Raw genomic sequence first — 20,100 nt, forward strand, 5'->3', positions numbered from 1 at the left:
TGTCACAATGCGTTATACACCCGGGCAAGGCGTCCGCTGCCGCTGACGGTTGGCGACGGCTCATTGGCGGCAATAAAACAGCTTTCTCCCGGCTGTAGTACCAGTTGCTGCTGAGCAGTAGCGATGGTCGCCTCGCCATCGATACAGAACAGGATAGCTGCACTTGATTGAGAAATCGAAACTGGCGTATCACTCAGGGTATGAATCGAGAACGCAAAGTCAGCCACAGGGATCGGGAAGTTCAGCGTGTTGCCATCAACCTGAGGCTGGGTTAGCAGCTGGTGGTAGGGGCTTGGGGTAAATTTAACGTTGGCCAGCAACTCAGCGATATCAATGTATTTCGGCGTCAGTCCGGCGCGCAGCACGTTATCTGAGTTAGCCATCACCTCCAGCGCAACCCCTTGCAGATAAGCATGCGGTGTTTCGGCAAACAGAAACATCGCTTCGCCAGGTTGTAACTCAATCACGTTCAACAGCAACGGCGAAAATAAACCGTTGTCATCCGGATAGTGACTGGAGATAGATCGGATGGTTTCCCAAGGCTGACCTTGCTGACTGTTAAGTGCCGCCTTCAGTACGCCGAGCGCCCGGGACTTGGTTTCACCTGCGGATGACAGCAAGCTGGCAAACAGCTGCGCCAGGCCTTCGCTGTCGGCGTGCTGCAAAAATTGAGCAATCGCCGGATGCGCGCCCGCGACCGGTTGCAGCAGGGAAATAATCTCATGCATTTCCCTAAAACCGTTAATCGCAAGGAACGGGGTCAGGGCATACACCAGCTCTGGCTTATGATTGGCATCTTTATAATTGCGTTCGGCGGCGGTGAGCTCGATACCGGCGGCATTCTCTTTGGCAAAACCGGCTTCGGCTGCCGACTTGCTTGGATGAACCTGAATTGACAATGGCTGATCGGCGCAGAGAACTTTAAACAGAAAAGGCAATTCACCAAAGCGTTCAGCCACCGGTTTTCCCAGTAACTGCGCTTTATCCGCATCAATCAGCTCACGCAGGCTGTGCTTTTCGCCATTAATTTCCACCCACGAGGGGCTTTTCGGGTGCGCGCCCATCCACATCTCTGCCATCGGTAAATGTTGCGGATTGGCAATACCATACAGTTCAGTGAGTGCAGTTTTGCTGCCCCATGCATAGTTTTGCAGTGAATTGATCAATTTCTGCATCATAGATTCCTGTTAAGCTCAATTTAACTCGGCACATTAAAGCAGAATCCGTAATTAAAAGAACAGCAGATGTGCAATAAGGACGATTAAGTCTCATAATGTTAAATTACGATGTGTCAGACTATCGCGCGCCCTTGTTAGCCAACCCGGATGTAAGGGCCATTAAACCAAAAGTACGTGCTAAGGAGACAGGAATGCCAGCCAACCGCATTGAAAAAGACTCAATGGGACCTATTGATGTTCCGGCTGATAAACTTTGGGGCGCCCAGACTCAGCGCTCACTTGAACACTTTCGCATTTCCACCGAAAAGATGCCGACTGCGCTGGTACATGCGCTGGCGCTGACCAAACGGGCAGCGGCTAAAGTGAACAGTGATTTAGGCTTGCTGGCTAATGAGCGCGCTGTCGCCATTATCAAAGCGGCAGACGAAGTCCTCGACGATCAACATAGCAACGAATTCCCGCTGGCAATCTGGCAGACCGGTTCCGGTACCCAGACCAATATGAACATGAACGAAGTACTGGCAAACCGCGCAAGTGAAATTCTTGGCGGCGAGCGCGGTATGTCGCGTCTGGTTCACCCTAATGATGACGTCAACAAGAGCCAGAGCTCCAATGACGTGTTCCCGACTGCCATGCATGTTGCAGCAGTTATCGCGGTAAGTGAGCAACTGATTCCACAGTTGAAGACGCTGAAGCAAACGCTGCAAGAGAAGGCTGAAGCTTACAAAGACATCGTTAAAATTGGCCGTACGCACCTGCAGGATGCGACGCCATTGACGCTGGGTCAGGCGATTTCTGGCTGGGTGGCTGCGCTGGAGCACAGCCTGAAACATGTTGAGCAGAGTATTCCGCATGTGGCAGAACTGGCGCTCGGCGGTACCGCAGTCGGCACTGGTCTGAACACCCATCCGGAATATGCGGTGCGTGTCGCCAAAGAGCTGGCGGAACTGACCAAACAACCTTTCGTTACCGCGCCGAATAAGTTTGAAGCACTGGCGGCTTGTGATGCATTGGTTCACGCTCACGGCGCGCTGAAAGGTCTGGCGGCCTCGCTGATGAAGATTGCCAACGATGTGCGCTGGCTCTCTTCTGGTCCGCGTTGCGGCATCGGGGAAATTGCTATTCCTGAGAACGAGCCAGGCAGCTCTATTATGCCAGGTAAAGTTAACCCGACGCAGTGTGAAGCATTGACCATGCTGTGCTGTCAGGTAATGGGTAACGATGTTGCCATCAATATCGGTGGCGCATCCGGTAACTTTGAACTGAACGTATACCGTCCGATGATTATTCATAACTTCCTGCAATCTGTGCGCCTGCTGGCAGACGGTATGGACAGCTTTAATCATCACTGTGCGGTTGGTATTGAGCCAAATCGCGACCGTATTACGCAGCTGCTCAATGAGTCACTGATGCTGGTTACCGCGCTGAATACCCACATTGGTTATGATAAAGCGGCTGAGATTGCCAAAAAAGCGCATAAAGAAGGGCTGACGCTGAAAGGTTCCGCTCTGAAACTGGGATATCTGACTGAAGAAGAGTTCGATGCCTGGGTTCGTCCGGAAGATATGGTTGGCAGTATGAAATCATAATTAGTTGAATTATTTTATTAGGGCGACATTAATGTCGCCCTTTTTTATTTCTTTTCAAGTAATGTCGCCCTCCATTATATTAAATAAGCGCTTTTTGGTAGTGCGTGAATTTAATAAGCATACAATCTCCCCCGGTTATTGATGTTCAATCCAATCTACATTAATATGCGTCAGCGTCTTGTAATAGGGCGTGCAGGAGAAAATTTTTTTGTTAAATATAAAGGAGTTTTATTTTTATGGAAAATAATAAGCGTTACATGTTTTCTTTGTGTCTGATGATGGCACCGCTATTCTCTTATGCGGCGACCACAATTGATGACTTACAATATATTGCAACAGGCACTGCGGGTACCCCCGTATCCGGAGACTGTACAGCAAGTTTAGATCACACCACCGGTGACCTTGGCCAGATCAACCTCAGCCAGACGCTGCTGCTCGCGAATCCTTTTACCCTTCAGGTTAACTGTGATTCACCGCAGTTAGTAAAGTTTAAATTTGTCGATAACTCAGCGACGGTCAACCCCGAGAATGGTGCCTATGTGCTTAACGACACTGATGGCGGCGTGATCTCTAAGCTGGTTGAGTTTAAGGGTGTTACCGCTAAAGCTGATAATAACAATGTAACGCTCTACCATGATGCTTTCGACAATGGGAGTAATTTTAATCCAGTCACTTATTTAGTGAAAATAGGTGCGGTCTATTTCGGTGACCGCACCACGCCGAGAAAAGATTATCAGGTTAAAGTAGGACAGATTGCTTTCCGTAATTTAACCGACATCGTTGCTCCGGTAACAGAAAAAAATGTTATCGTAAGCGGTAACTTTATTATTCAATACGGCTTCTGATAAATAACAATTTTAATAATAACTTCCGGCTCGGTTTTTTTATCGAGCCTTTTAAACGCCGGTAAATATCATGATAATCTCACGCTTACTTTGCCTAAGTGCATTGCTATTACCTTTATCTGCCATGAGTACTAATTTTAAACTGGAAAGTATGCAGGCGCTATTAACGCCTGACATACGTGAATTTCGTATGGAGGTGACCAATGTCGATAAAGTGCCGATGTTGTTAGTCACCAAAGTAGAAGACCAGGTTGGGGAAACCCGCTACGCCAGCCAGATAATGGTGTTTCCGCCGGTGATCCGCATTGATGCGGGAGCGACCCAATTTATTCGTTTACGGTTAAAACAAGATGCCCCAGCATTGCCGCAGGATGTCCTGCTGCGCCTCAATCTGACCGGAGTAGGGCAGATGTCGCAGGGAAACTATCTTGGGGTGGGTCTGAGCCAGGTGATTCCCTTAGTGGTGCGTTCCGCAAGTTATGCCACAGGCTCAAGCGTCTGGAGCGATCTGCGCTGGCAACAACATACTAATCAGCTGGTGGTAACGAATACCGGAGATCGGCTGGTGCGCCTGCAACCTGCCGTGACGCTGATGCCTGCCGCAGAAAAGCTGACGTTAAGCCGCGCTTATTTACGTCCGCATGAGACACTGACACTACCGATCAGCAGCAGTAATATCAGCGATGTAAAAATCAGTCCCTTCGACAGTAAAGGCTTGCTGAGCAAGCCTGTCAGCATTACGCCACGCTGAGATGCATGATGAGAGCTTATCGGGCTATGGTGGCCGGTCTGTTAACCGTTGTGTTCATTTCACCGCTTAATATCGCTTATGCGCAAGATTTTGATATCACACAGCTACGGGCGCTCGGCTATGGTGAGGATATTGCGCAGTTCTTTTCGACCGGCACGCGCTTTTTACCGGGTAAGCAGTGGGTCTCACTGTCGGTAAACGGCCAGCGAGCGCAACCCCAGGAAGTTGAATTTACCGCTGACGGTGAGCTGTGTCTGGATCGGGTGATGGCCAGCAGGCTAACGCTTAAGTCGGAATGGTTCCCGGCGCAGGGCTGCGTCAGCCTCGTTCAGCACATTCCTTTATCTACGGTCACGCTGCTACCGGCACAGGGCGGGGTACAAATAACCGTACCGCAGAGCGCGTTTACATCACAAGCGGAGGGCTTCCGCTATGGCGGTAATGGGCTAATGATGAACTACGATATTTATCATTATTCCACCCGTGGTGGTCGTTCAGCCGCCACCGATGCCAGCCAGCTGAGCGTCGAATACGGCGCTAACTTTTCCAACTGGGTACTGCGCAGCGTTGATGATTTCACCCATAACAGTCGCTATGGCAGTGAGACACGGCATCAACAAGCCTGGCTGGCACGTGGGGTACCGCTGTTAGCGGCTGTTTTTCAGGCGGGTGAACTGCTTACCCAGACGCAGCGTTTTTCTGGATTGCCAATTAATGGCGTGCAGCTGGTGAGTGACAGCGCGTTGACCAGCGCGCTGAATAACAATAATACCCCGATCATTGGCAGTGCCAACGATAATGCCACCGTTGAGATCTGGCAAAATGGCAGAATGCTCTACCGCACCCGGGTAGCGTCGGGACCATTCGCACTGAATAACGTATCGGGCCTGTCACCGCTGTCAGAGGTTGAGGTGCTGGTGCGTGAAGAGAGTGGCAGTGAAAAACGGTTTATCACCCGAGTGGATCCGCTGGCGAGTGGCCGTCTCTCGGTCGCACCTGAATATGCACTGGCCATTGGCAGCTGGCGTAACCAGCCCGGGATGAACAGTGAAAATCATGCTGCGCCGTTATTAACCGGTGCCTGGGGGCAGGGCATCGGGCAGCGCAGCCGTGTCGACAGCTCATTGCTAATGGCTGAAGCGGCACAGGGAAGCGCGCTGCGTTTAAGCCATAAGCCACTACCGGCATTGAATCTTGATACAGAAGTTGCACTGAGCCGTACTACCGTCAAAAGCGATAACCAGCAGAGCCATATCCAGCAGGGACAACTCTATAGCCTGGCGGGCAGTTATCAGTTTGCACCCTGGTTAAATTTCACTGCCAGTGGCAACTGGCAATCGGCGGGTTTTTTCTCTCCTTATACGGCTTTAGTCAGTCAGCCCTATAGCCAGAGTGAAGACAGCCTCGGCTATTACCTTGCCAGTCAGCTTTCCAGTGAGGATTTTGGCTCGTTAAGCACCTGGTACTCGGCCAGCCGGGGCAATGGTATCAGTAATACTTACGGCGTCAGCTGGCGAAAAAATATTGCCCGTGCCACGTTAAATCTGAGCTGGCAACACTCTGAAAGTCAATACTGGTCTGCCGACCAGCCAAAAGGCTCTGGCCTGGTTGATCGCGACAGAATCATGCTTAACACCACCATTCCCTTTGGCAAAGCGCAGTCAATCGGCTTCAGCGCCAGTCGGGATAGTCAGACCGGTAGTCAGTCTTCGATAGTGTACGACCATCGCGTCGATGATCGGTTCGCTTACAGCCTCAGTCGCAGCAACTCCCGCAATACCAGCAATTCACGCGCGTATCTGAGGGGGAAAACTGATTTTGCACGCTACAACCTCAGCTATCAGCAGCAGGATGAGGGGCGTAAAAATGTCACTCTCGGCACCAAGGGATCGCTGGCGCTGGCGAAGGGGCAATGGCTGGCGCACTCTCAATCAATTGACGATACCTGGGGAGTGTTACTGGTGCCGGAACTGGCCGGAGTGAAAGTGAGTGGGGCCGGAAGCGGGCGTACCAGTAACAGTGGAAGCGTGCTGTTACCCTCGCTTTCGCCGTGGCAGGAGTCTGAAATCAGGCTGGATACGCAGAATATTCCTTTCGATGTTCAGGTTGGCAGCGTCAGGGAAAAAGTGCGCCCGGCTCGTGGATCGATGTTAAGTCTGGAAATCCCGACCAAAATTAATCGCGCACTGTTACTCACCGTACGCGATCAAAACCAGCAATTTATAGCTTATGGATCATCGGTGTTAAATATGAGCGGACAGCTAACGGGCATCATCAGCGATCGGGGAGGCCTGCTGCTGACCGATGTTAATGAGAAACAAGCCTTGCAGATCAAACTGGTTAACGGTGGGCGTTGCCAGCTTGATTACGCTTTGCCTGCACGCTGGCACCCCGGGCGCGAATATGAACAAGGCGAAGCACGATGCCTGCTCTGATTTGCCTGTGAACAGGGCATGTCAATAACGTTTACACCAGTCGATCGCTAAACAGATGCAGGCGCGGAATAACAGCAAACAGCTTTTCCGCCTGCGGTTTATAACGGTGTTTAATCCGTTCGGCATCGTAATTAAGCAGTTCACCCAGGGTCGGCACCTGATTTTTATCCGCGCACAGCACCAGCAGTGGAGACGAGCAGGCGAGTTGGGTCTGTTTTTGCTGCTGGCTATTCCAGATGCGGGCGATGGGCTGCACTTTTACCGGGCGTTTGATTTTCAAGCGCGCATCGGCGGGCAGATCGTTAATCATTGCGATCTCCTCCTGCACCTTTTCTGCCCATTGTTCACGCGTCCAGGGAGCGATAGCTCGCCCGGACTTCAGGCTGCGCTCCAGTTTTTCCAGCACTTCGCTCCGCGTCAGGTTCTTAATGATATGTTTATTGGCCCAGCCAAAGCGCACGCTGTCGGGTGCATCCAGCAGGGTTATAGCACGATAGGCATTCAGCGTGATAAACCCACGCAGATGGGTATGCACAAACTCAAAGCGTTCCTCACTTTCAACGCCTGACTCAACCGTAACAATCTGTTCCAGTCGCTGCTTCAGGTTATTAACCCGCGCGACCTGCTGCTGGAGCAGGGCAGACTGTTCGTCATCCGCCTGAAAACAGAGCGCGCCGGGCAGGCGAACCGCAGCTTTCGTGCTTAGCTGCTCCGACTGATGCTGCATAAACAGCCGGCAATAGTGTTCAAGCCCTGAACGAAGTGCTTCCGCGCCGAGTTGTTGGGTCACCTCAATCCTGGTAACGGCATCATGTTCCTTTCCCTTCACTACGGGAGGCAAGTTAAACACCCGTGCAGTCAACAAGCGCAGTGATTGTAGCTGCTGCTGTAACTGACTCAGTTCAGCTTCCAGCTGATTCACGCATTGATGCAGCGCTGCTACAGCATCGTAATGATTCATCGCATACCCCATTAGTTACAACATACAAGACACCATGTTTATTTTGCCACAACTTCAGCTTCTGAGAACAATTCATTTCTGTAGTAATAACCGGAAAATTTATCTCAGGTCAGCAGGCTTGACTCTTTCTGCTCTTTTTTCACGCGTTGCGCGGGGATTTGTGTGCAGTAAATCACATATCGAATCAAATATTTGACGACACCGATTAAGTGTTTCACCATAGCGAAAGTAGTTTATTTTGAAGCGCGAAAATAAGCGGGAGCAGGGTTAGTGATAGCGGATAGTCAGCCCGGTCATATCGATCAAATTAAGCAAACTAATGCTGGCGTAGTGTATCGCCTGATAGATCAATTTGGCCCGATTTCGCGCATCGAACTCTCGAGGCTGGCACAGCTGGCACCGGCCAGCATTACCAAAATTGTGCGTGAAATGCTGGAAGCACATCTGGTACAGGAAACCGAGTTTCAGGATATCGGCAGCCGGGGTCGTCCGGCAATCGGGCTGATTCTCGATACCGCTGCCTGGCACTACCTTTCTGTACGCATCAGCGAGGGTGAGATCACTTTGGCACTGCGTGATTTAAGCAGTGCGCTCGTGACTGAAGAACAACGTCCGTTGCCGTCAGAAGCCAGTGAACCACTGTTAGAGCGTATCATCGGCGAAATAGACCAGTTTTTCATTCGTCACCAGCGCAAGCTTGAGCGCTTAACTGCTATTGCCATTACGCTGCCAGGAATTATCAATACCCAGTCCGGCATTGTGCACCGTATGCCGTTTTATCCGGTAATCGATATGCCGCTGGGGCCAGCGCTGGAACAACGCACCGGCTTGCCGATTTATATTCAGCATGATATTTGTGCCTGGACGATGGCAGAGTCGCTGTTTGGTGCTTCCCGTGGTGCCCGTGATGTAATCCATGTCGTGATTGACCATAATGTGGGTGCCGGAGTGATTACCGGTGGCCGCCTGTTGCACAATGGCAGCAGTACACTGGTTGAGATTGGGCATACTCAGCTCGATCCTTATGGTAAACAGTGCTATTGCGGCAACCATGGCTGCCTGGAAACCGTGGCCAGCATCAGCAGCATCCTGACGCTGGCGGAACAGCGAATGCAGGCTTCTCCCAGTTCGCTGCTGCATAATCAGCCATTAACCATCGAATGGCTGTGCGACGCCGCACGACAGGGCGATCAGCTGGCAAAAGATTTAATTACCGGCGTCGGCAACAGCGTAGGCCGCATTGTTGCAGTGATGGTCAATCTGTTTAATCCGCAAAAAATTTTAATCGGCTCACCGTTAAATCGCGCCTCTGAGATTCTCTATCCGGTCATTACCGCCTGTATTCGCCAACAATCACTGCCTGCGTACAGCGCACAAATTGATGTTGAACCCACGCAGTTCGTTAATCTCGGCACCATGCCGGGCGCGGCGCTGGTAAAAGATGCGCTTTACAATGGCTCATTACTGCTGAAACTTTTACAGGGCTAATCAAACCTCGCTTTTCGCTGAAAGCTTGCGCTAACGCAAACCCGTGGTGAACAGGCTCCTTTACAATTTCCCGACAGAATACATTAATCAAAATCATTAATTTCAGGTTGTTGACCTGTCGGAGATGCACGCATGTTGAGTCGTCTATTTGTAACCGGAACCGATACTTCTGTCGGTAAAACCGTGGTTTCACGCGCACTGTTGCAAAAGCTGGCGATCGCGTATCCCCGTGTTGCCGGCTATAAGCCGGTCGCTAAAAGCTGCCAGCAAACAGAAGAGGGATTACGCAATAAAGATGCGCTTATTTTGCAGGCATCTTCAACCGTTGAATTACCCTATCAGGCCATTAACCCAGTCACCTTGCAGGAAGATGAGATCAGCATCCATCGCGAACATCCGATCAGTTACAGCCAGCTCAGTGCCGGTTTACACTATTTATGCGACCAGGCGGATGTGGTGGTGGTTGAAGGCACTGGCGGCTGGCGCAGTTTAATGAATGATTTGCGTCCACTTTCAGCATGGGTAGTGCAGGAAAAACTGCCGGTGGTGATGGTTGTAGGGATACAGTCCGGCTGCATCAGTCAGGCGCTGCTGACCGCCGAAGCGATAATAAATGATGGCTTACCCTTATTAGGCTGGGTAGCAAACCGTATCAATCCTGGCCTGGCTCACTATGCCGAAATTATTGATGTTCTGGGCGATAAAATCCCGGCACCGTTACTGGGTGAGTTGCCTTATTTGCCGCGTGCCGAGCAGCGCGAGCTGGCGAAATATATCGATCTCTCGGTGGTGAAAAGCTGATGGCCGCTTCAGCAGGACGCAATATCACGGTGTGACTTTTATATCGTACTGATTTTTATAATTTTATTTAACTATACTTCAGTGATTTACCGGGTTATTGCTTATCTCCTGTCTGATGGAGGTAAGCGTGGCATACAGCATTACAGGATTTAATCGCCAGAGAACCGATCCGGTCAGCGGCTGTTACCATCCAGGTAACGGCTATCGTGCGTATCATCCACGGCTGATGCGCTTTAACACGCCGGACGGCTGGAGCCCGTTTAATGCGGGCGGAATCAATTCTTATAGCTATTGCGCAGGTGACCCGATTAACCGCAGCGATCCTTCCGGTCATTTCAGCTGGCAGGTTGCACTCGGTATGAGCATGGGCATTCTGGGGATTATCGGTACGCTGTTTACCGGCGGCGCATCGTTGATTGCCGCTGGCGGTATTGACGCCGCCATGATCAGCGCCTCCGCTACCGCTCTACTGGCCGGAACCTCAGGAACGACAGCCGATATCAGCGGTATTCTTAGTTTCACCACTGCCGCGAATAATCCACGCGCGTCGGCGGCACTCGGTTGGCTCTCTTTTGCCAGCGGGCTGTTATCGCTGGGGGCCGGCTTGCTAAGTAGCGGAGCCAGAATGCCGGGGCGGAGTATGGCTGATACGGCGAGGGTTTCTGACATACGGCATTTTGAGTTTTGCTACGCTGAATCAGCTGAAAGGTTATCAGCCGCTGATAATGCCGCTGCCAGCTATCGCCAGTCCTGGCAACAGGCGCGCAGCTGGATTGCTGATGATAAAAATTTCAGGCATTACATCATTAATAATCGAATACATTCGCAAGACCTTCATAATAAGTCTAATTTTTTTGGTAATAAGTTTAAATCAAAACAATGGACGTTTATCAACAATGCCAGATTAGTCAAAGAAGTCCCTTACTACGCCAGTGATGTGGCAAGATATCAGTTTGAAATAATCGCCGGAGAAAAAAATTTCATTGGCATACTTCCTGAAATAATTATAAGAAAATCAGTTTCTAATGAATTTACCCTGGCAACAACAAAAGGAAAGGAGGGGCGGGAATTATTCGCGGCTTTTTTCACTACGCCAAATGGCAAATCAACTCAGCATATCATGAATGCGTTTGGCTTAACCGCATTTCAGGTTGAGCGTCTGGAATCAGAACAGTCTGTCGATTTTATTATCAAACTTAATCCACAGTCGTAGCATCATATTTTACAACGGAGGTAAATATGAACGGCAATATTTCAGGTTTTAATGGTCTGCGCATCGATCCCGTCAGCGGAAATTATCATCCGGGCAATGGCTATCGCAGTTACAGTCCAATACTTATGCGCTTTAGCGCACCGGATAGCTGGAGCCCGTTTGGTGCAGGTGGAATCAATACTTACAGTTATTGCGCCGGTGACCCGATCAACCGTAGCGATCCATCAGGCCATTTCAGCTGGCAATCCGCACTCGGTATTGGCATGGGCATTCTGGGAATTATCGGCACGCTGTTTACCGGTGGTGCTGCGCTGATTGCCGCCGGGGGGCTGGAGGCTGCAATGATCAGTGCCTCCGCCAGCGCCATGCTGGTCGGCACCTCAGGGACAGTAGCCGATATCAGCGGTATTCTCAGTATCACCAGTGCCGGAACTCATCCACGTGCCGCATCGGCGCTGGGCTGGCTCAGTTTTGCCAGTGGTTTGCTCTCGCTTGGGGCGGGTTTGCTGGCCGGGGTTGGCCGCTCAGCAACGCGTGCTGAGGATGAGGGGGTATCAACAGCACTACATTATTCTCTGGCCTGGACAGAGCCTGGTGAGAATCTATTGGAAGCCGATTCGGCATCTGCCAGTCAAAGGCTGTCGAAGGAACAGGCCCGAGCATGGATTGATGACGGAAAAAACTTTGCGCATAAAATAACCGGATACAAGATAACGTCACGAGACCTTAATAACAGGCGTAATTTATTTGGCAATAAATTCAAACCCAATAAATGGACCTTTGTAAACAATTACAGGCGAGAGCAAAATGTACCTTATTATGCCAGTGATGTAACAAGATACCAGTATGAAAGAATAGCAACAGAAAATAACTTTATCGGCAGGATGCCTGAAACTATTGTCCGAAGTGGAGTTTCTAACCAAATAACTCTGGAAATGACGGAGGGCAAAGCAGGGCGGGAATTATTTGATGTTTTTTTTAAAACGCCAAATGGAAAATCAACTCAGCATATTATGAAAGATTTCGGCTTAACCGCTTATGCAGTTGAACGCCTCGAAATACCAGATGATGATGCGGGTCATGAAGCAGGAAGCACTTTCGATTTTATTATCAGACTGAACCCGTTGAGTTAGCATCAAGTTATTAATCAGGAGAGCGTAAGTTCACGCTCTCCTGAAGACTGATTATCCCTGATTCAGCGCCCGACGCGTACGGCCGGAACTGAGATAGTCGGCAATATAATCTTGCGAAATCTCACCGCTATAGCGTCCATCTTCGTCAACGATCGGCATCCATACCGAGTTATGTTCATACAACTTAGATAACACCACGCGCAGATTCTCTTCTGCCCGCCCGGTGACACTAAACTGATGTAACATATCTGCACATACCCCGGTGGCACCACGCGCTTCACGGCGTTTAACAAATCCCAACGGTTTACCGTCGTCGTCCACCACGGTAATCGAACGCATATCATTGTCATCCATGGTGCCGAAAGCCTGTGACAGCGGCGTCGATTTCTGCGCGGTAATGGTCGGCTGCTGATCGGTGACATCACCGGCCTGCACCAGCAACAGGCGCTTCAGCGTGCGGTCCTGACCAACAAAGGAACCGACAAATTCATTGGCGGGTTTTGCCAGCAATTCGTCCGGGCTGGCGCACTGTACGATTTTGCCCTGGCCAAACACCGCGATGCGGTCACCCAGTTTCAATGCCTCATCAATATCGTGACTGACCAGCATCACGGTTTTCTTCAGCTGGCGCTGCATTTCAAGAAACTCATTCTGAATCACTTCACGGTTTATCGGGTCGACGGCTCCGAAAGGCTCATCCATCAGCAGCACCGGCGGATCGGCCGCCAGTGCGCGAATCACGCCAATGCGCTGCTGCTGGCCACCGGACATCTCTTTTGGATAGCGATGCAGGAACTTCTTCGGGTCGAGCGCCACCATGCTCATCAGGTCGGTGGCCCGCTGCTGACAACGCTTTTTATCCCAGCCGAGCATGCGCGGCACCACGGTAATATTCTCTTCGATGGTCATATTGGGAAACAGACCAATTTGCTGAATCACATAACCGATATTGCGGCGCAGGGTGGTGGTATCAAGATTGCTGGTATCTTCACCGTTAATCAAAATTTTACCACTGGTCGACGGAATCAGACGGTTGATCATTTTGAGCGTGGTAGTTTTACCGCAGCCAGAAGGGCCGAGCAGCACGCACATTTCACCTTCCGGTACATTCAGGCTGACATTATCCACGGCGTTAAACGTCGTACCGTTTTTCTGGGTAAATTGTTTAGTGAGATTTTCCAGTTTTATCATTATCGAATCCCCTTAGGAGTCAGCGCCAGCTGCAGTCTGTGGAGCAGCCAGTCAAGAATAATAGCCAACAGGCATATCATTAATGCGCCTGAAATTAACATCCGAATATCACTGCCGCTGATGCCATCCAGCAGCAGCAGGCCAAGCCCGCCCGCGCCAATTACAGCGGCGATGGCCATTACCCCAACATTCATCACTACAGCGGTACGAATACCACCAAAAATAACCGGCAACGCCATCGGGATTTCCACCCAGCGCAGTCGCTGCCAGAAGGTCATGCCAATGCCACGACCGGCTTCGCGTAAACCCGGTGGAATATTCTCCAGTGCGGTATGAGTGTTACGGACTATCGGCAACAGCGAGTATAGGAATACTGCAGTAATCGCCGGTAAAGCACCAATACCCTGACCGATCATTGAAAAAAGCGGAATCATCAGGCCAAACAGCGCGATTGAAGGGATCGTCAGGATCAGCGTCGCCAGGCCTAAAATCGGCGTCGCCAGCCATTTAAAGCGTACAATCAGAATTCCAAGCGGTACGCCAATGATAATCGCCAGTCCGACGGCCAGCCCCACCAGCCACAGATGCTGTAACGTCAGGTCAAGCAGGTGTTCCCAGTTGTTGAAAATATAGTGAAGGGTATCCATAAGTTCTCCTTAAAGCAGGCCGTTGGATTTCAGAAAATCGCGCGCAACTTGCTGCGGAGATTGATGGTCGATATCAACACGCTTATTCATTTCGGTAATGGCATCATCAGTGATCAGCGGTGACAGCTGATTAAGTGCCTCCGCCAGACCCGGATGCGCATCCAGCGTCTCTTTACGCACCACCGGCGTCAGGGCATAGCTTGGGAAATAGCCTTTATCGTCCTTCAGTACTTTCAGCTCGAAACCCTTAACCCGGCCATCAGTGGTATACACCAGACCGGCATCGACAAAGCCATCGCGAATGGCGTTATATACCAGTCCGGGGTCCATCTGACGGATCTGCGGACGATCCAGCTCCAGTCCATAGGCTTTTTGCAGCGGTTTCAGGCCGTCAGAGCGTCCGGCAAATTCCAGATCCAGCCCCAGCATCCAGTTGTTTTCCGGATCGGTTTTGCGCACCTGCTCAACTTTCGCCACCAGCTGCGATATCGTTTCAATCTGCTCTTTTTCCGCACGGTCGCGCTTCATCGCGAAGGCGTAGGTATTATTCATTGGCGCCGGATTCAGCCAGATCAGTCCTTTCTCGCCGTCCAGTTTTTTCACCGTTTGCCAGGCCTCTTCAGGAGACATGCGCTGTTCAATATGATTGAAAATAATCAGTGAAGTGCCGGTATATTCCCAGGTCATATCAACCTGTTTACTCAGCATCGCATTACGCGTAATAGTGGTCGCAATATTGGTTTTTGGCTCAATATCAAAGCCCTTCTTCTTCAGCCACATCGTCGCCAACGCCGATACAATGTGCTGTTCGGTAAAGCTTTTAGTAGCCATAACGATAGGCGCGGCTGACGCAGCGCTGCTTATTGCCAGCGAAGCGCCAAGGGCGAGGGCGGTATGACGGACCCAGCGGGTTAATCTGTTGGCATTTGCCATAACAGGACTCCAAAAATTGTGTTAAACCGCGGTATGTGGGCTTAATAAACGTCCCAAACCGGCCAGTAACATATCCAGAATCAGCGCGAACAACGCCGTTGCCGCGGCACCTAAAATCAGCGTCGGGAAATCATTCAGATAGATACCGGGGAAAATCAGCTCGCCGTAGCTGCTGGCACCAATCAGGAATGCCAGCGGAGCGGTACCGACGTTGATTGCGGTGGCGATACGGATGCCGGACAGCATCACCGGCCACGCGGCAGGCAGCTCGACCTGGCGCAAACGCTGCATTTTGGTCATGCCAATGCCGTTTGCCGCCTCCAGCAGTGACGGTTGCACGGCACACAGGCCGGCATAGGTGTTACGCACAATCGGCAGCAAAGAGGCGAGAAACAGCGCGACAATTGCCGGACGGTCGCCGATACCGATAATCACCATTGCCAGCGCCAGTACCGCCAATGGCGGCAGGGTGTTACCGACGTTAAAGATTTGCATCACGTACTCCGCCCAGCGACGGGCGAACGGACGGCTAAGAATGATGCCGCTGGGAATACCGACGCCAAGCGCGAACAGCATCGACCAGAACACCAGATACATATGTTGCTTACCGAGATAGATCAAATCCACCTGGCGTGACTTGATGGTCTCGAAGCCCAGGCCATAAACCAGTAACCCGAGCACCACAATAATGAACAGCACCGCAAGGGCTGCACGCTTAATCAGCGCTAAGTTTTGCATGAGGATGATTCTCCCTGATACCGCATTCATTGGGACGCGCTTCCAGTGGGAGCCGGAAGGTTGCCCTTGTTATTAAACCGGGAGGTGAAACGACAGAAACGGCAAAAAACGCAGCGCCATATCCAAAACCGAATTCACCGCTTGAAGCAGAGAAAAAACTCTTCTTAACGCATTAAATGGGTCAAAGGTTAAAAAGGACCTTTAAAGCTATAGCAGCGTGTTGAGGTTACAGGCAACTTTTACGGGCAAAATCAGCAGGATAGTTTTCAAGCGGATTGCGTGCCGTGCCGCGTAGTCACTGGGGAAAGCAGAGAAAAGAAAAAAAAGCAGATTATTATGTGACGGTGTCACTTATCCAGCGCACAATAGGAAAACTGTCGGTTACAGGGATGAGCTAGCCTTAATCCTGGACAACCTAAGGGATACTATGACGGAAAATATTCAACATCAGGTCGCGCATCGTCGCTGGATTTTATTCGCCGCTATGCTGGCAATGTTTATGGCGGCAATTGAAGTAACCATTGTTGCAACGGCAATGCCGACCATTATTGCTGAGCTGGGCGGCTTTTCTCAGTTTGGCTGGGTATTCTCTATTTATCTGCTGACGCAGGCGGTCAGCGTACCCATTTATGGTCGTCTGGCAGATTTATGGGGCAGAAAACGGGTGTTTTTTATTGGCACCTCGCTGTTTCTGCTCGGCTCGGTGCTGTGTGGCTTCGCCAATAATATGGGCTGGCTGATACTGTTTCGCGCTTTTCAGGGGCTGGGTGCCGGGGCCATAATGCCGCTGACTTCAACCATTGTCGCGGATATCTACTCGCCTAAAGAACGCGCCGGCATTCAGGGCTGGCTCTCCAGCGTCTGGGGGATTGCGGCAATCATCGGCCCCCTGACCGGCGCGTGGATCGTCCAGCACTTTAGCTGGGCGCTGATTTTTTGGGTTAATGTGCCGATTGGCATTATCTCAATGCTGATGCTGGCGCGTTTGCTGCCGGAAATCAAACCGCAGCATCAACATCGTCTGGATTTGGGCGGCAGTTTCTGGCTGATGATCTGCGTCTCTTCGCTGCTGGTCGCTTTACTTCAGGCTGAAGCATTGGGTTACTGGTCGCTGCTGTTCTTTGCAATGGCGCTGATCGGCGGATACGCACTGGTCAGGCACGAAAAGCAGGCTAAGGAACCGCTGTTTCCGCTGGCGATCTGGCGCAGCCGGATTATTGTCGCGGGCAATGCCGGTAATCTGGTGATTGGCGCGGCGATGATGGGCATCAGCGCTTTTCTGCCAACCTGGATTCAGGGGGTGAATGGCGGCACGCCTTTACAGGCCGGCAGTGCGCTGGCAATGATGTCGATCGGCTGGCCAATCGCCAGCACCCTGAGTGGTCGCCTGATGCTGCGTACCTCGTATCGCTTTACCGCACAGCTTGGCGCGCTGTTACTGATTATCGGTACTGCGCTGCTGTTAACCTTGCAGCGTGACAGCTCGCTGATTTACGCCGGTTGTGCCGCATTTGTGATTGGCACCGGAATGGGAATGACCAGCACGACCTTTCTGGTTTCGGTGCAGAACAGTGCTGAATTTCATATTCGCGGTATCTGTACCGCATCAATCATGTTCAGCCGCATGCTGGGCTCGGCGCTGGGCACGGCGTTAATGGGAGCAGTACTCAATTATAATCTGATGTTGCGCCTGCCCGATCAGCACGATCCGGTGCAGCAAATTATGTCGGAAGGCGAGCGGCAAACGTTACACCATGACACGCTGCAGCAGGTCGTTGCGCAGGTTGCGGCGTCACTGCACTGGGTGTTTGTCGCATCGTTGCTGATTGCTCTGATGAGTATGGTGATTGCGCGGGCAATGCCGCAGAGAAGGCCGGAATAGTCGAATAAAAGAAACGTTACGAGAGCCGAATTTCGGCTCTCGTCGTCGTGGTTATCGCGTTAACTTGCCGGCGCATCCTGAGTGGTACCGGCATCGGACGGCACATTCACATCGGCATTATTACCATTGCGCTTATAAACGATTTTTTGCGTATCGTTTTCACAGTGGCCAACTACCTGACCACCCGCTTGATCGGCCTGATCGTTGGGGACAATATCCAGAGAGAAGCCTGATTCAGGCACTCCATTATTGATAATTTTTTGACTGATATCGGCTTTAACGGTTTCACAGGAAGCCTGAACCGCCAGTGGGGCGGCAAAGCACAGCGCAGTTAAGATCATCGCAGACGTTTTCATCACATTATCCTTTTGTTAAAAACTGTCTTAAGCATAGCAGCTGTTATTCGCTTATGGAGCAACCGGACGACCGGTGCGGCGATCAAGACAGCGCAGGGTATTAGGTTCCCAGTATGCATTCACATTAAAACTTTTGTCACAGGCATCACGGGTATCAAATGCGCGGTCAGCTTTATCAAACTCCTTCTCGACGCGAGTGTTGACCTTTTTGCGCAACATGCGGGTGTCATCCCACTGTTGCTGGTCCTGACGCGCCTGCTCAGTACTGAGCGCATTATTCCCGCTCTCAATAATCACACGGTCAGTTTTCGCCAGTGCGACCGGTTGGAAAGCCAGCATGCTGCCAAGCAAAGTCATTGGCAGAAGGGCAGAAAACAGGCGTTTATGCAGAATTTTCATCATTAGTTCCTTTGGTTAATACCCCAGTCAGCCAGCGCTGCTGGGGTCAGGATCGGTTTTATTATATCATTGGGGTTCAATTGCTCACCAGCCACACAACCGACTTGTTTACACTTCTGAGAGATCTTTTACCCAATGCTTAAAACCTCTTTACTGTTTTTTATAACCGCAATTGCTGAAATCGTCGGCTGCTTTCTCCCGTGGTTGTGGTTAAAAAAGGGCGGTTCTGTACTGTTGCTGATCCCGGCGGCTGTTAGCCTGGCGCTTTTTGTCTGGTTACTGACCTTACATCCCGCGGCCAGTGGACGGGTCTATGCCGCTTACGGCGGCGTGTATGTGATGACGGCTCTGTTGTGGTTGCGCTGGGTCAATGGAGTACGTCTGAGCGGTTATGACTGGCTGGGTGCGGCGGTGGCATTGAGTGGAATGCTGATCATTGTTGCTGGCTGGAGCAAATAGCCCGGTGTAACCGCATCACACCGGGTCAGGGCAATTAAGGCTTATGGATTTTAAGACCGGCCAGCGTCTGGCTGACTGGCATCATTTCTAAGGTATTGATATTGACATGTTTTGGCAGCGTCGCGACCCAGTAAACCGCTTCGGTGACGTCTTCAGCGGTCAATGCGGTGGTGCCGTCATAAACCTTATCCGCTTTGTCATCATCACCCTTGAAGCGCACGTTGGAGAATTCGGTGCCGCCAACCAGTCCCGGCTCGATATCCGTTACGCGCAGCGCAGTGCCGTGCAGGTCGGTGCGCAGATTAAGGCTGAACTGACGCACAAAGGCTTTGGTCGCACCATAAACATTGCCACCAGCATAAGGCCAGCTACCGGCAATCGAACCAATATTGATGATATGACCGACATTACGCTCTACCATCGCTGGCAGCACCGCGCGGGTCATATACACCAGGCCTTTATTATTGGTGTCGATCATATTTTCCCAATCTTCAATACTGGCTTTGTGCGCCGGTTCAATACCCAACGCCAGCCCGGCGTTATTCACCAGCACATCAATTTCACGCCATTCGACCGGTAAGCTTGCCAGCGCTTCTTCAATACCGGCGCGATTGCGCACGTCGAATTGCAGGGTGTAGAGATTATCGCCCAACTCATCTTTCAGCGTTTGTAAACGCCCGGAACGACGGCCGGTGGCGATCACTTTGTGACCATCAGCAATAAACCGGCGAGCAATACTTTGACCAAAACCGGCGGTCGCACCAGTAACAAGAATTATCATCTCACTGTTCCTCAACACATTTTAGGTTTCAGACACCATATCACTTAGGGCAGCAGCAGGTAAGAGCAGAATCAGTTTCAGCGTAAGCAAATATCTGCACATCAATGGTGCAAAAAACGCATAACGCGCATTGCTGTGGTGCAGATAAATGGTGGCTTTAGCGCAATTTATTATTAAAACCTTTTTTAAACCGCAGGCAAACGATTGCAAAGCTAAAGGCAACCGTTTGCGCAGTAATTATTTTGTGCTGATAAGTTTGTTTGCGTGTATTTATTGTAATTTATTGATTATTAACGGGTAAAGTTAATTAAATAACTGGC

At 51.0% G+C, this 20,100-nt stretch carries 19 protein-coding genes; 10 read left to right on the plus strand and 9 right to left on the minus strand.

Annotation, left to right across the window (positions count from 1 at the left end):
• Positions 1-2 precede the first annotated feature (2 nt).
• Positions 3-1,175 (minus strand): mannose-6-phosphate isomerase, encoded by a 1,173-nt coding sequence (gene manA / locus RIN69_RS11090; RefSeq protein ID WP_313857711.1) that lies wholly within the window; start codon positions 1,173-1,175, stop codon positions 3-5.
• A gap of 194 nt (positions 1,176-1,369) precedes the next feature.
• Here manA and fumC point away from each other — a divergent pair, with 194 nt between their 5' ends.
• The 4 genes from fumC (at position 1,370) to RIN69_RS11110 (ending at position 6,798) form a co-directional block, all read left to right on the plus strand.
• Positions 1,370-2,767, plus strand: coding sequence for a class II fumarate hydratase (gene fumC, locus RIN69_RS11095; protein WP_313857433.1), 1,398 nt, complete (start codon positions 1,370-1,372; stop codon positions 2,765-2,767).
• 236 nt (positions 2,768-3,003) lie between these two features.
• Positions 3,004-3,612, plus strand: coding sequence for a hypothetical protein (locus tag RIN69_RS11100; protein WP_313857434.1), 609 nt, complete (start codon positions 3,004-3,006; stop codon positions 3,610-3,612).
• Positions 3,613-3,736: 124 nt separating this feature from the next.
• Positions 3,737-4,363: a fimbria/pilus periplasmic chaperone gene (locus RIN69_RS11105; RefSeq protein ID WP_313857435.1), complete on the plus strand. Its 627-nt coding sequence runs from the start codon at positions 3,737-3,739 to the stop codon at positions 4,361-4,363.
• A gap of 5 nt (positions 4,364-4,368) precedes the next feature.
• A complete protein-coding gene (locus tag RIN69_RS11110; RefSeq protein ID WP_313857437.1) occupies positions 4,369-6,798 on the plus strand; it encodes a fimbria/pilus outer membrane usher protein in 2,430 nt (809 codons plus the stop codon).
• Positions 6,799-6,829: 31 nt separating this feature from the next.
• Here RIN69_RS11110 and tus read toward each other — a convergent pair whose 3' ends face one another.
• Complete coding sequence (tus, locus tag RIN69_RS11115; RefSeq protein ID WP_313857438.1) at positions 6,830-7,759, minus strand: DNA replication terminus site-binding protein; 930 nt, start codon at positions 7,757-7,759, stop codon at positions 6,830-6,832.
• A 270-nt stretch (positions 7,760-8,029) separates the two neighbouring features.
• On the opposite strand from tus, the gene mlc reads away from it, so the two are divergent.
• From mlc to RIN69_RS11135, 4 genes are all read left to right on the plus strand, one after another.
• Complete coding sequence (mlc, locus tag RIN69_RS11120; protein ID WP_313857439.1) at positions 8,030-9,247, plus strand: sugar metabolism global transcriptional regulator Mlc; 1,218 nt, start codon at positions 8,030-8,032, stop codon at positions 9,245-9,247.
• A gap of 132 nt (positions 9,248-9,379) precedes the next feature.
• Complete coding sequence (bioD, locus tag RIN69_RS11125) at positions 9,380-10,048, plus strand: dethiobiotin synthase (RefSeq protein ID WP_313857441.1); 669 nt, start codon at positions 9,380-9,382, stop codon at positions 10,046-10,048.
• Between the two features lie 127 nt (positions 10,049-10,175).
• Complete coding sequence (locus RIN69_RS11130) at positions 10,176-11,261, plus strand: RHS repeat-associated core domain-containing protein (protein ID WP_313857442.1); 1,086 nt, start codon at positions 10,176-10,178, stop codon at positions 11,259-11,261.
• Between the two features lie 26 nt (positions 11,262-11,287).
• Positions 11,288-12,394, plus strand: a complete 1,107-nt coding sequence (locus tag RIN69_RS11135) for an RHS repeat-associated core domain-containing protein (RefSeq protein WP_313857443.1) — start codon at positions 11,288-11,290, stop codon at positions 12,392-12,394.
• Positions 12,395-12,445: 51 nt separating this feature from the next.
• Here RIN69_RS11135 and osmV read toward each other — a convergent pair whose 3' ends face one another.
• From osmV to osmY, 4 genes are read right to left on the minus strand one after another with little or no spacing between them, the layout of a single operon-like run.
• Complete coding sequence (gene osmV / locus RIN69_RS11140) at positions 12,446-13,585, minus strand: osmoprotectant ABC transporter ATP-binding protein OsmV (RefSeq protein WP_313857446.1); 1,140 nt, start codon at positions 13,583-13,585, stop codon at positions 12,446-12,448.
• Positions 13,585-14,232 (minus strand): osmoprotectant ABC transporter permease OsmW, encoded by a 648-nt coding sequence (gene osmW, locus RIN69_RS11145; protein ID WP_313857448.1) that lies wholly within the window; start codon positions 14,230-14,232, stop codon positions 13,585-13,587. The genes osmV and osmW overlap by 1 nt, the downstream gene beginning before the upstream one ends.
• A gap of 9 nt (positions 14,233-14,241) precedes the next feature.
• A complete protein-coding gene (locus tag RIN69_RS11150; RefSeq protein WP_313857449.1) occupies positions 14,242-15,165 on the minus strand; it encodes a glycine betaine ABC transporter substrate-binding protein in 924 nt (307 codons plus the stop codon).
• Between the two features lie 21 nt (positions 15,166-15,186).
• Positions 15,187-15,903 carry an osmoprotectant ABC transporter permease OsmY gene (osmY, locus tag RIN69_RS11155; protein ID WP_313857450.1) on the minus strand — a complete coding sequence of 239 codons (717 nt, stop codon included), beginning with the start codon at positions 15,901-15,903 and terminating at the stop codon, positions 15,187-15,189.
• Positions 15,904-16,330: 427 nt separating this feature from the next.
• Here osmY and RIN69_RS11160 point away from each other — a divergent pair, with 427 nt between their 5' ends.
• Positions 16,331-17,785, plus strand: a complete 1,455-nt coding sequence (locus RIN69_RS11160) for an MDR family MFS transporter (RefSeq protein WP_313857452.1) — start codon at positions 16,331-16,333, stop codon at positions 17,783-17,785.
• Between the two features lie 59 nt (positions 17,786-17,844).
• Here the strand turns inward: RIN69_RS11160 and RIN69_RS11165 are convergent, their stop codons facing one another.
• Together RIN69_RS11165 and RIN69_RS11170 are read right to left on the minus strand one after the other, a co-directional pair.
• On the minus strand, positions 17,845-18,141 hold the full coding sequence (locus RIN69_RS11165) for a DUF1161 domain-containing protein (RefSeq protein ID WP_313857455.1): 297 nt from the start codon (positions 18,139-18,141) through the stop codon (positions 17,845-17,847).
• A gap of 51 nt (positions 18,142-18,192) precedes the next feature.
• On the minus strand, positions 18,193-18,540 hold the full coding sequence (locus tag RIN69_RS11170) for a DUF1283 family protein (protein WP_313857712.1): 348 nt from the start codon (positions 18,538-18,540) through the stop codon (positions 18,193-18,195).
• A gap of 135 nt (positions 18,541-18,675) precedes the next feature.
• Between RIN69_RS11170 and RIN69_RS11175 the strand changes: the two genes are divergently transcribed.
• Positions 18,676-18,999: a YnfA family protein gene (locus RIN69_RS11175; protein WP_313857456.1), complete on the plus strand. Its 324-nt coding sequence runs from the start codon at positions 18,676-18,678 to the stop codon at positions 18,997-18,999.
• Positions 19,000-19,033: 34 nt separating this feature from the next.
• On the opposite strand, the gene ydfG is transcribed toward RIN69_RS11175, so the two are convergent.
• A complete protein-coding gene (gene ydfG, locus RIN69_RS11180; protein ID WP_313857457.1) occupies positions 19,034-19,780 on the minus strand; it encodes a bifunctional NADP-dependent 3-hydroxy acid dehydrogenase/3-hydroxypropionate dehydrogenase YdfG in 747 nt (248 codons plus the stop codon).
• Between the last annotated feature and the right edge of the window lie 320 nt (positions 19,781-20,100).

Source organism: Winslowiella toletana, from assembly GCF_032164335.1.
Classification (GTDB): domain Bacteria; phylum Pseudomonadota; class Gammaproteobacteria; order Enterobacterales; family Enterobacteriaceae; genus Erwinia; species Erwinia toletana_A.

Coding starts and splice junctions, on each gene's coding strand:
- RIN69_RS11170 (WP_313857712.1), bottom strand. CDS start 18,540: ATGAAAATTCTGCATAAACGCCTGTTTTCTGCCCTTCTGCCAATGACT.
- RIN69_RS11165 (WP_313857455.1), bottom strand. CDS start 18,141: ATGAAAACGTCTGCGATGATCTTAACTGCGCTGTGCTTTGCCGCCCCA.
- bioD (WP_313857441.1), top strand. CDS start 9,380: ATGTTGAGTCGTCTATTTGTAACCGGAACCGATACTTCTGTCGGTAAA.
- RIN69_RS11160 (WP_313857452.1), top strand. CDS start 16,331: ATGACGGAAAATATTCAACATCAGGTCGCGCATCGTCGCTGGATTTTA.
- RIN69_RS11150 (WP_313857449.1), bottom strand. CDS start 15,165: ATGGCAAATGCCAACAGATTAACCCGCTGGGTCCGTCATACCGCCCTC.
- RIN69_RS11175 (WP_313857456.1), top strand. CDS start 18,676: ATGCTTAAAACCTCTTTACTGTTTTTTATAACCGCAATTGCTGAAATC.
- RIN69_RS11135 (WP_313857443.1), top strand. CDS start 11,288: ATGAACGGCAATATTTCAGGTTTTAATGGTCTGCGCATCGATCCCGTC.
- tus (WP_313857438.1), bottom strand. CDS start 7,759: ATGAATCATTACGATGCTGTAGCAGCGCTGCATCAATGCGTGAATCAG.
- manA (WP_313857711.1), bottom strand. CDS start 1,175: ATGCAGAAATTGATCAATTCACTGCAAAACTATGCATGGGGCAGCAAA.
- RIN69_RS11105 (WP_313857435.1), top strand. CDS start 3,737: ATGAGTACTAATTTTAAACTGGAAAGTATGCAGGCGCTATTAACGCCT.
- osmV (WP_313857446.1), bottom strand. CDS start 13,585: ATGATAAAACTGGAAAATCTCACTAAACAATTTACCCAGAAAAACGGT.
- RIN69_RS11110 (WP_313857437.1), top strand. CDS start 4,369: ATGATGAGAGCTTATCGGGCTATGGTGGCCGGTCTGTTAACCGTTGTG.
- fumC (WP_313857433.1), top strand. CDS start 1,370: ATGCCAGCCAACCGCATTGAAAAAGACTCAATGGGACCTATTGATGTT.
- ydfG (WP_313857457.1), bottom strand. CDS start 19,780: ATGATAATTCTTGTTACTGGTGCGACCGCCGGTTTTGGTCAAAGTATT.
- osmY (WP_313857450.1), bottom strand. CDS start 15,903: ATGCAAAACTTAGCGCTGATTAAGCGTGCAGCCCTTGCGGTGCTGTTC.
- RIN69_RS11100 (WP_313857434.1), top strand. CDS start 3,004: ATGGAAAATAATAAGCGTTACATGTTTTCTTTGTGTCTGATGATGGCA.
- osmW (WP_313857448.1), bottom strand. CDS start 14,232: ATGGATACCCTTCACTATATTTTCAACAACTGGGAACACCTGCTTGAC.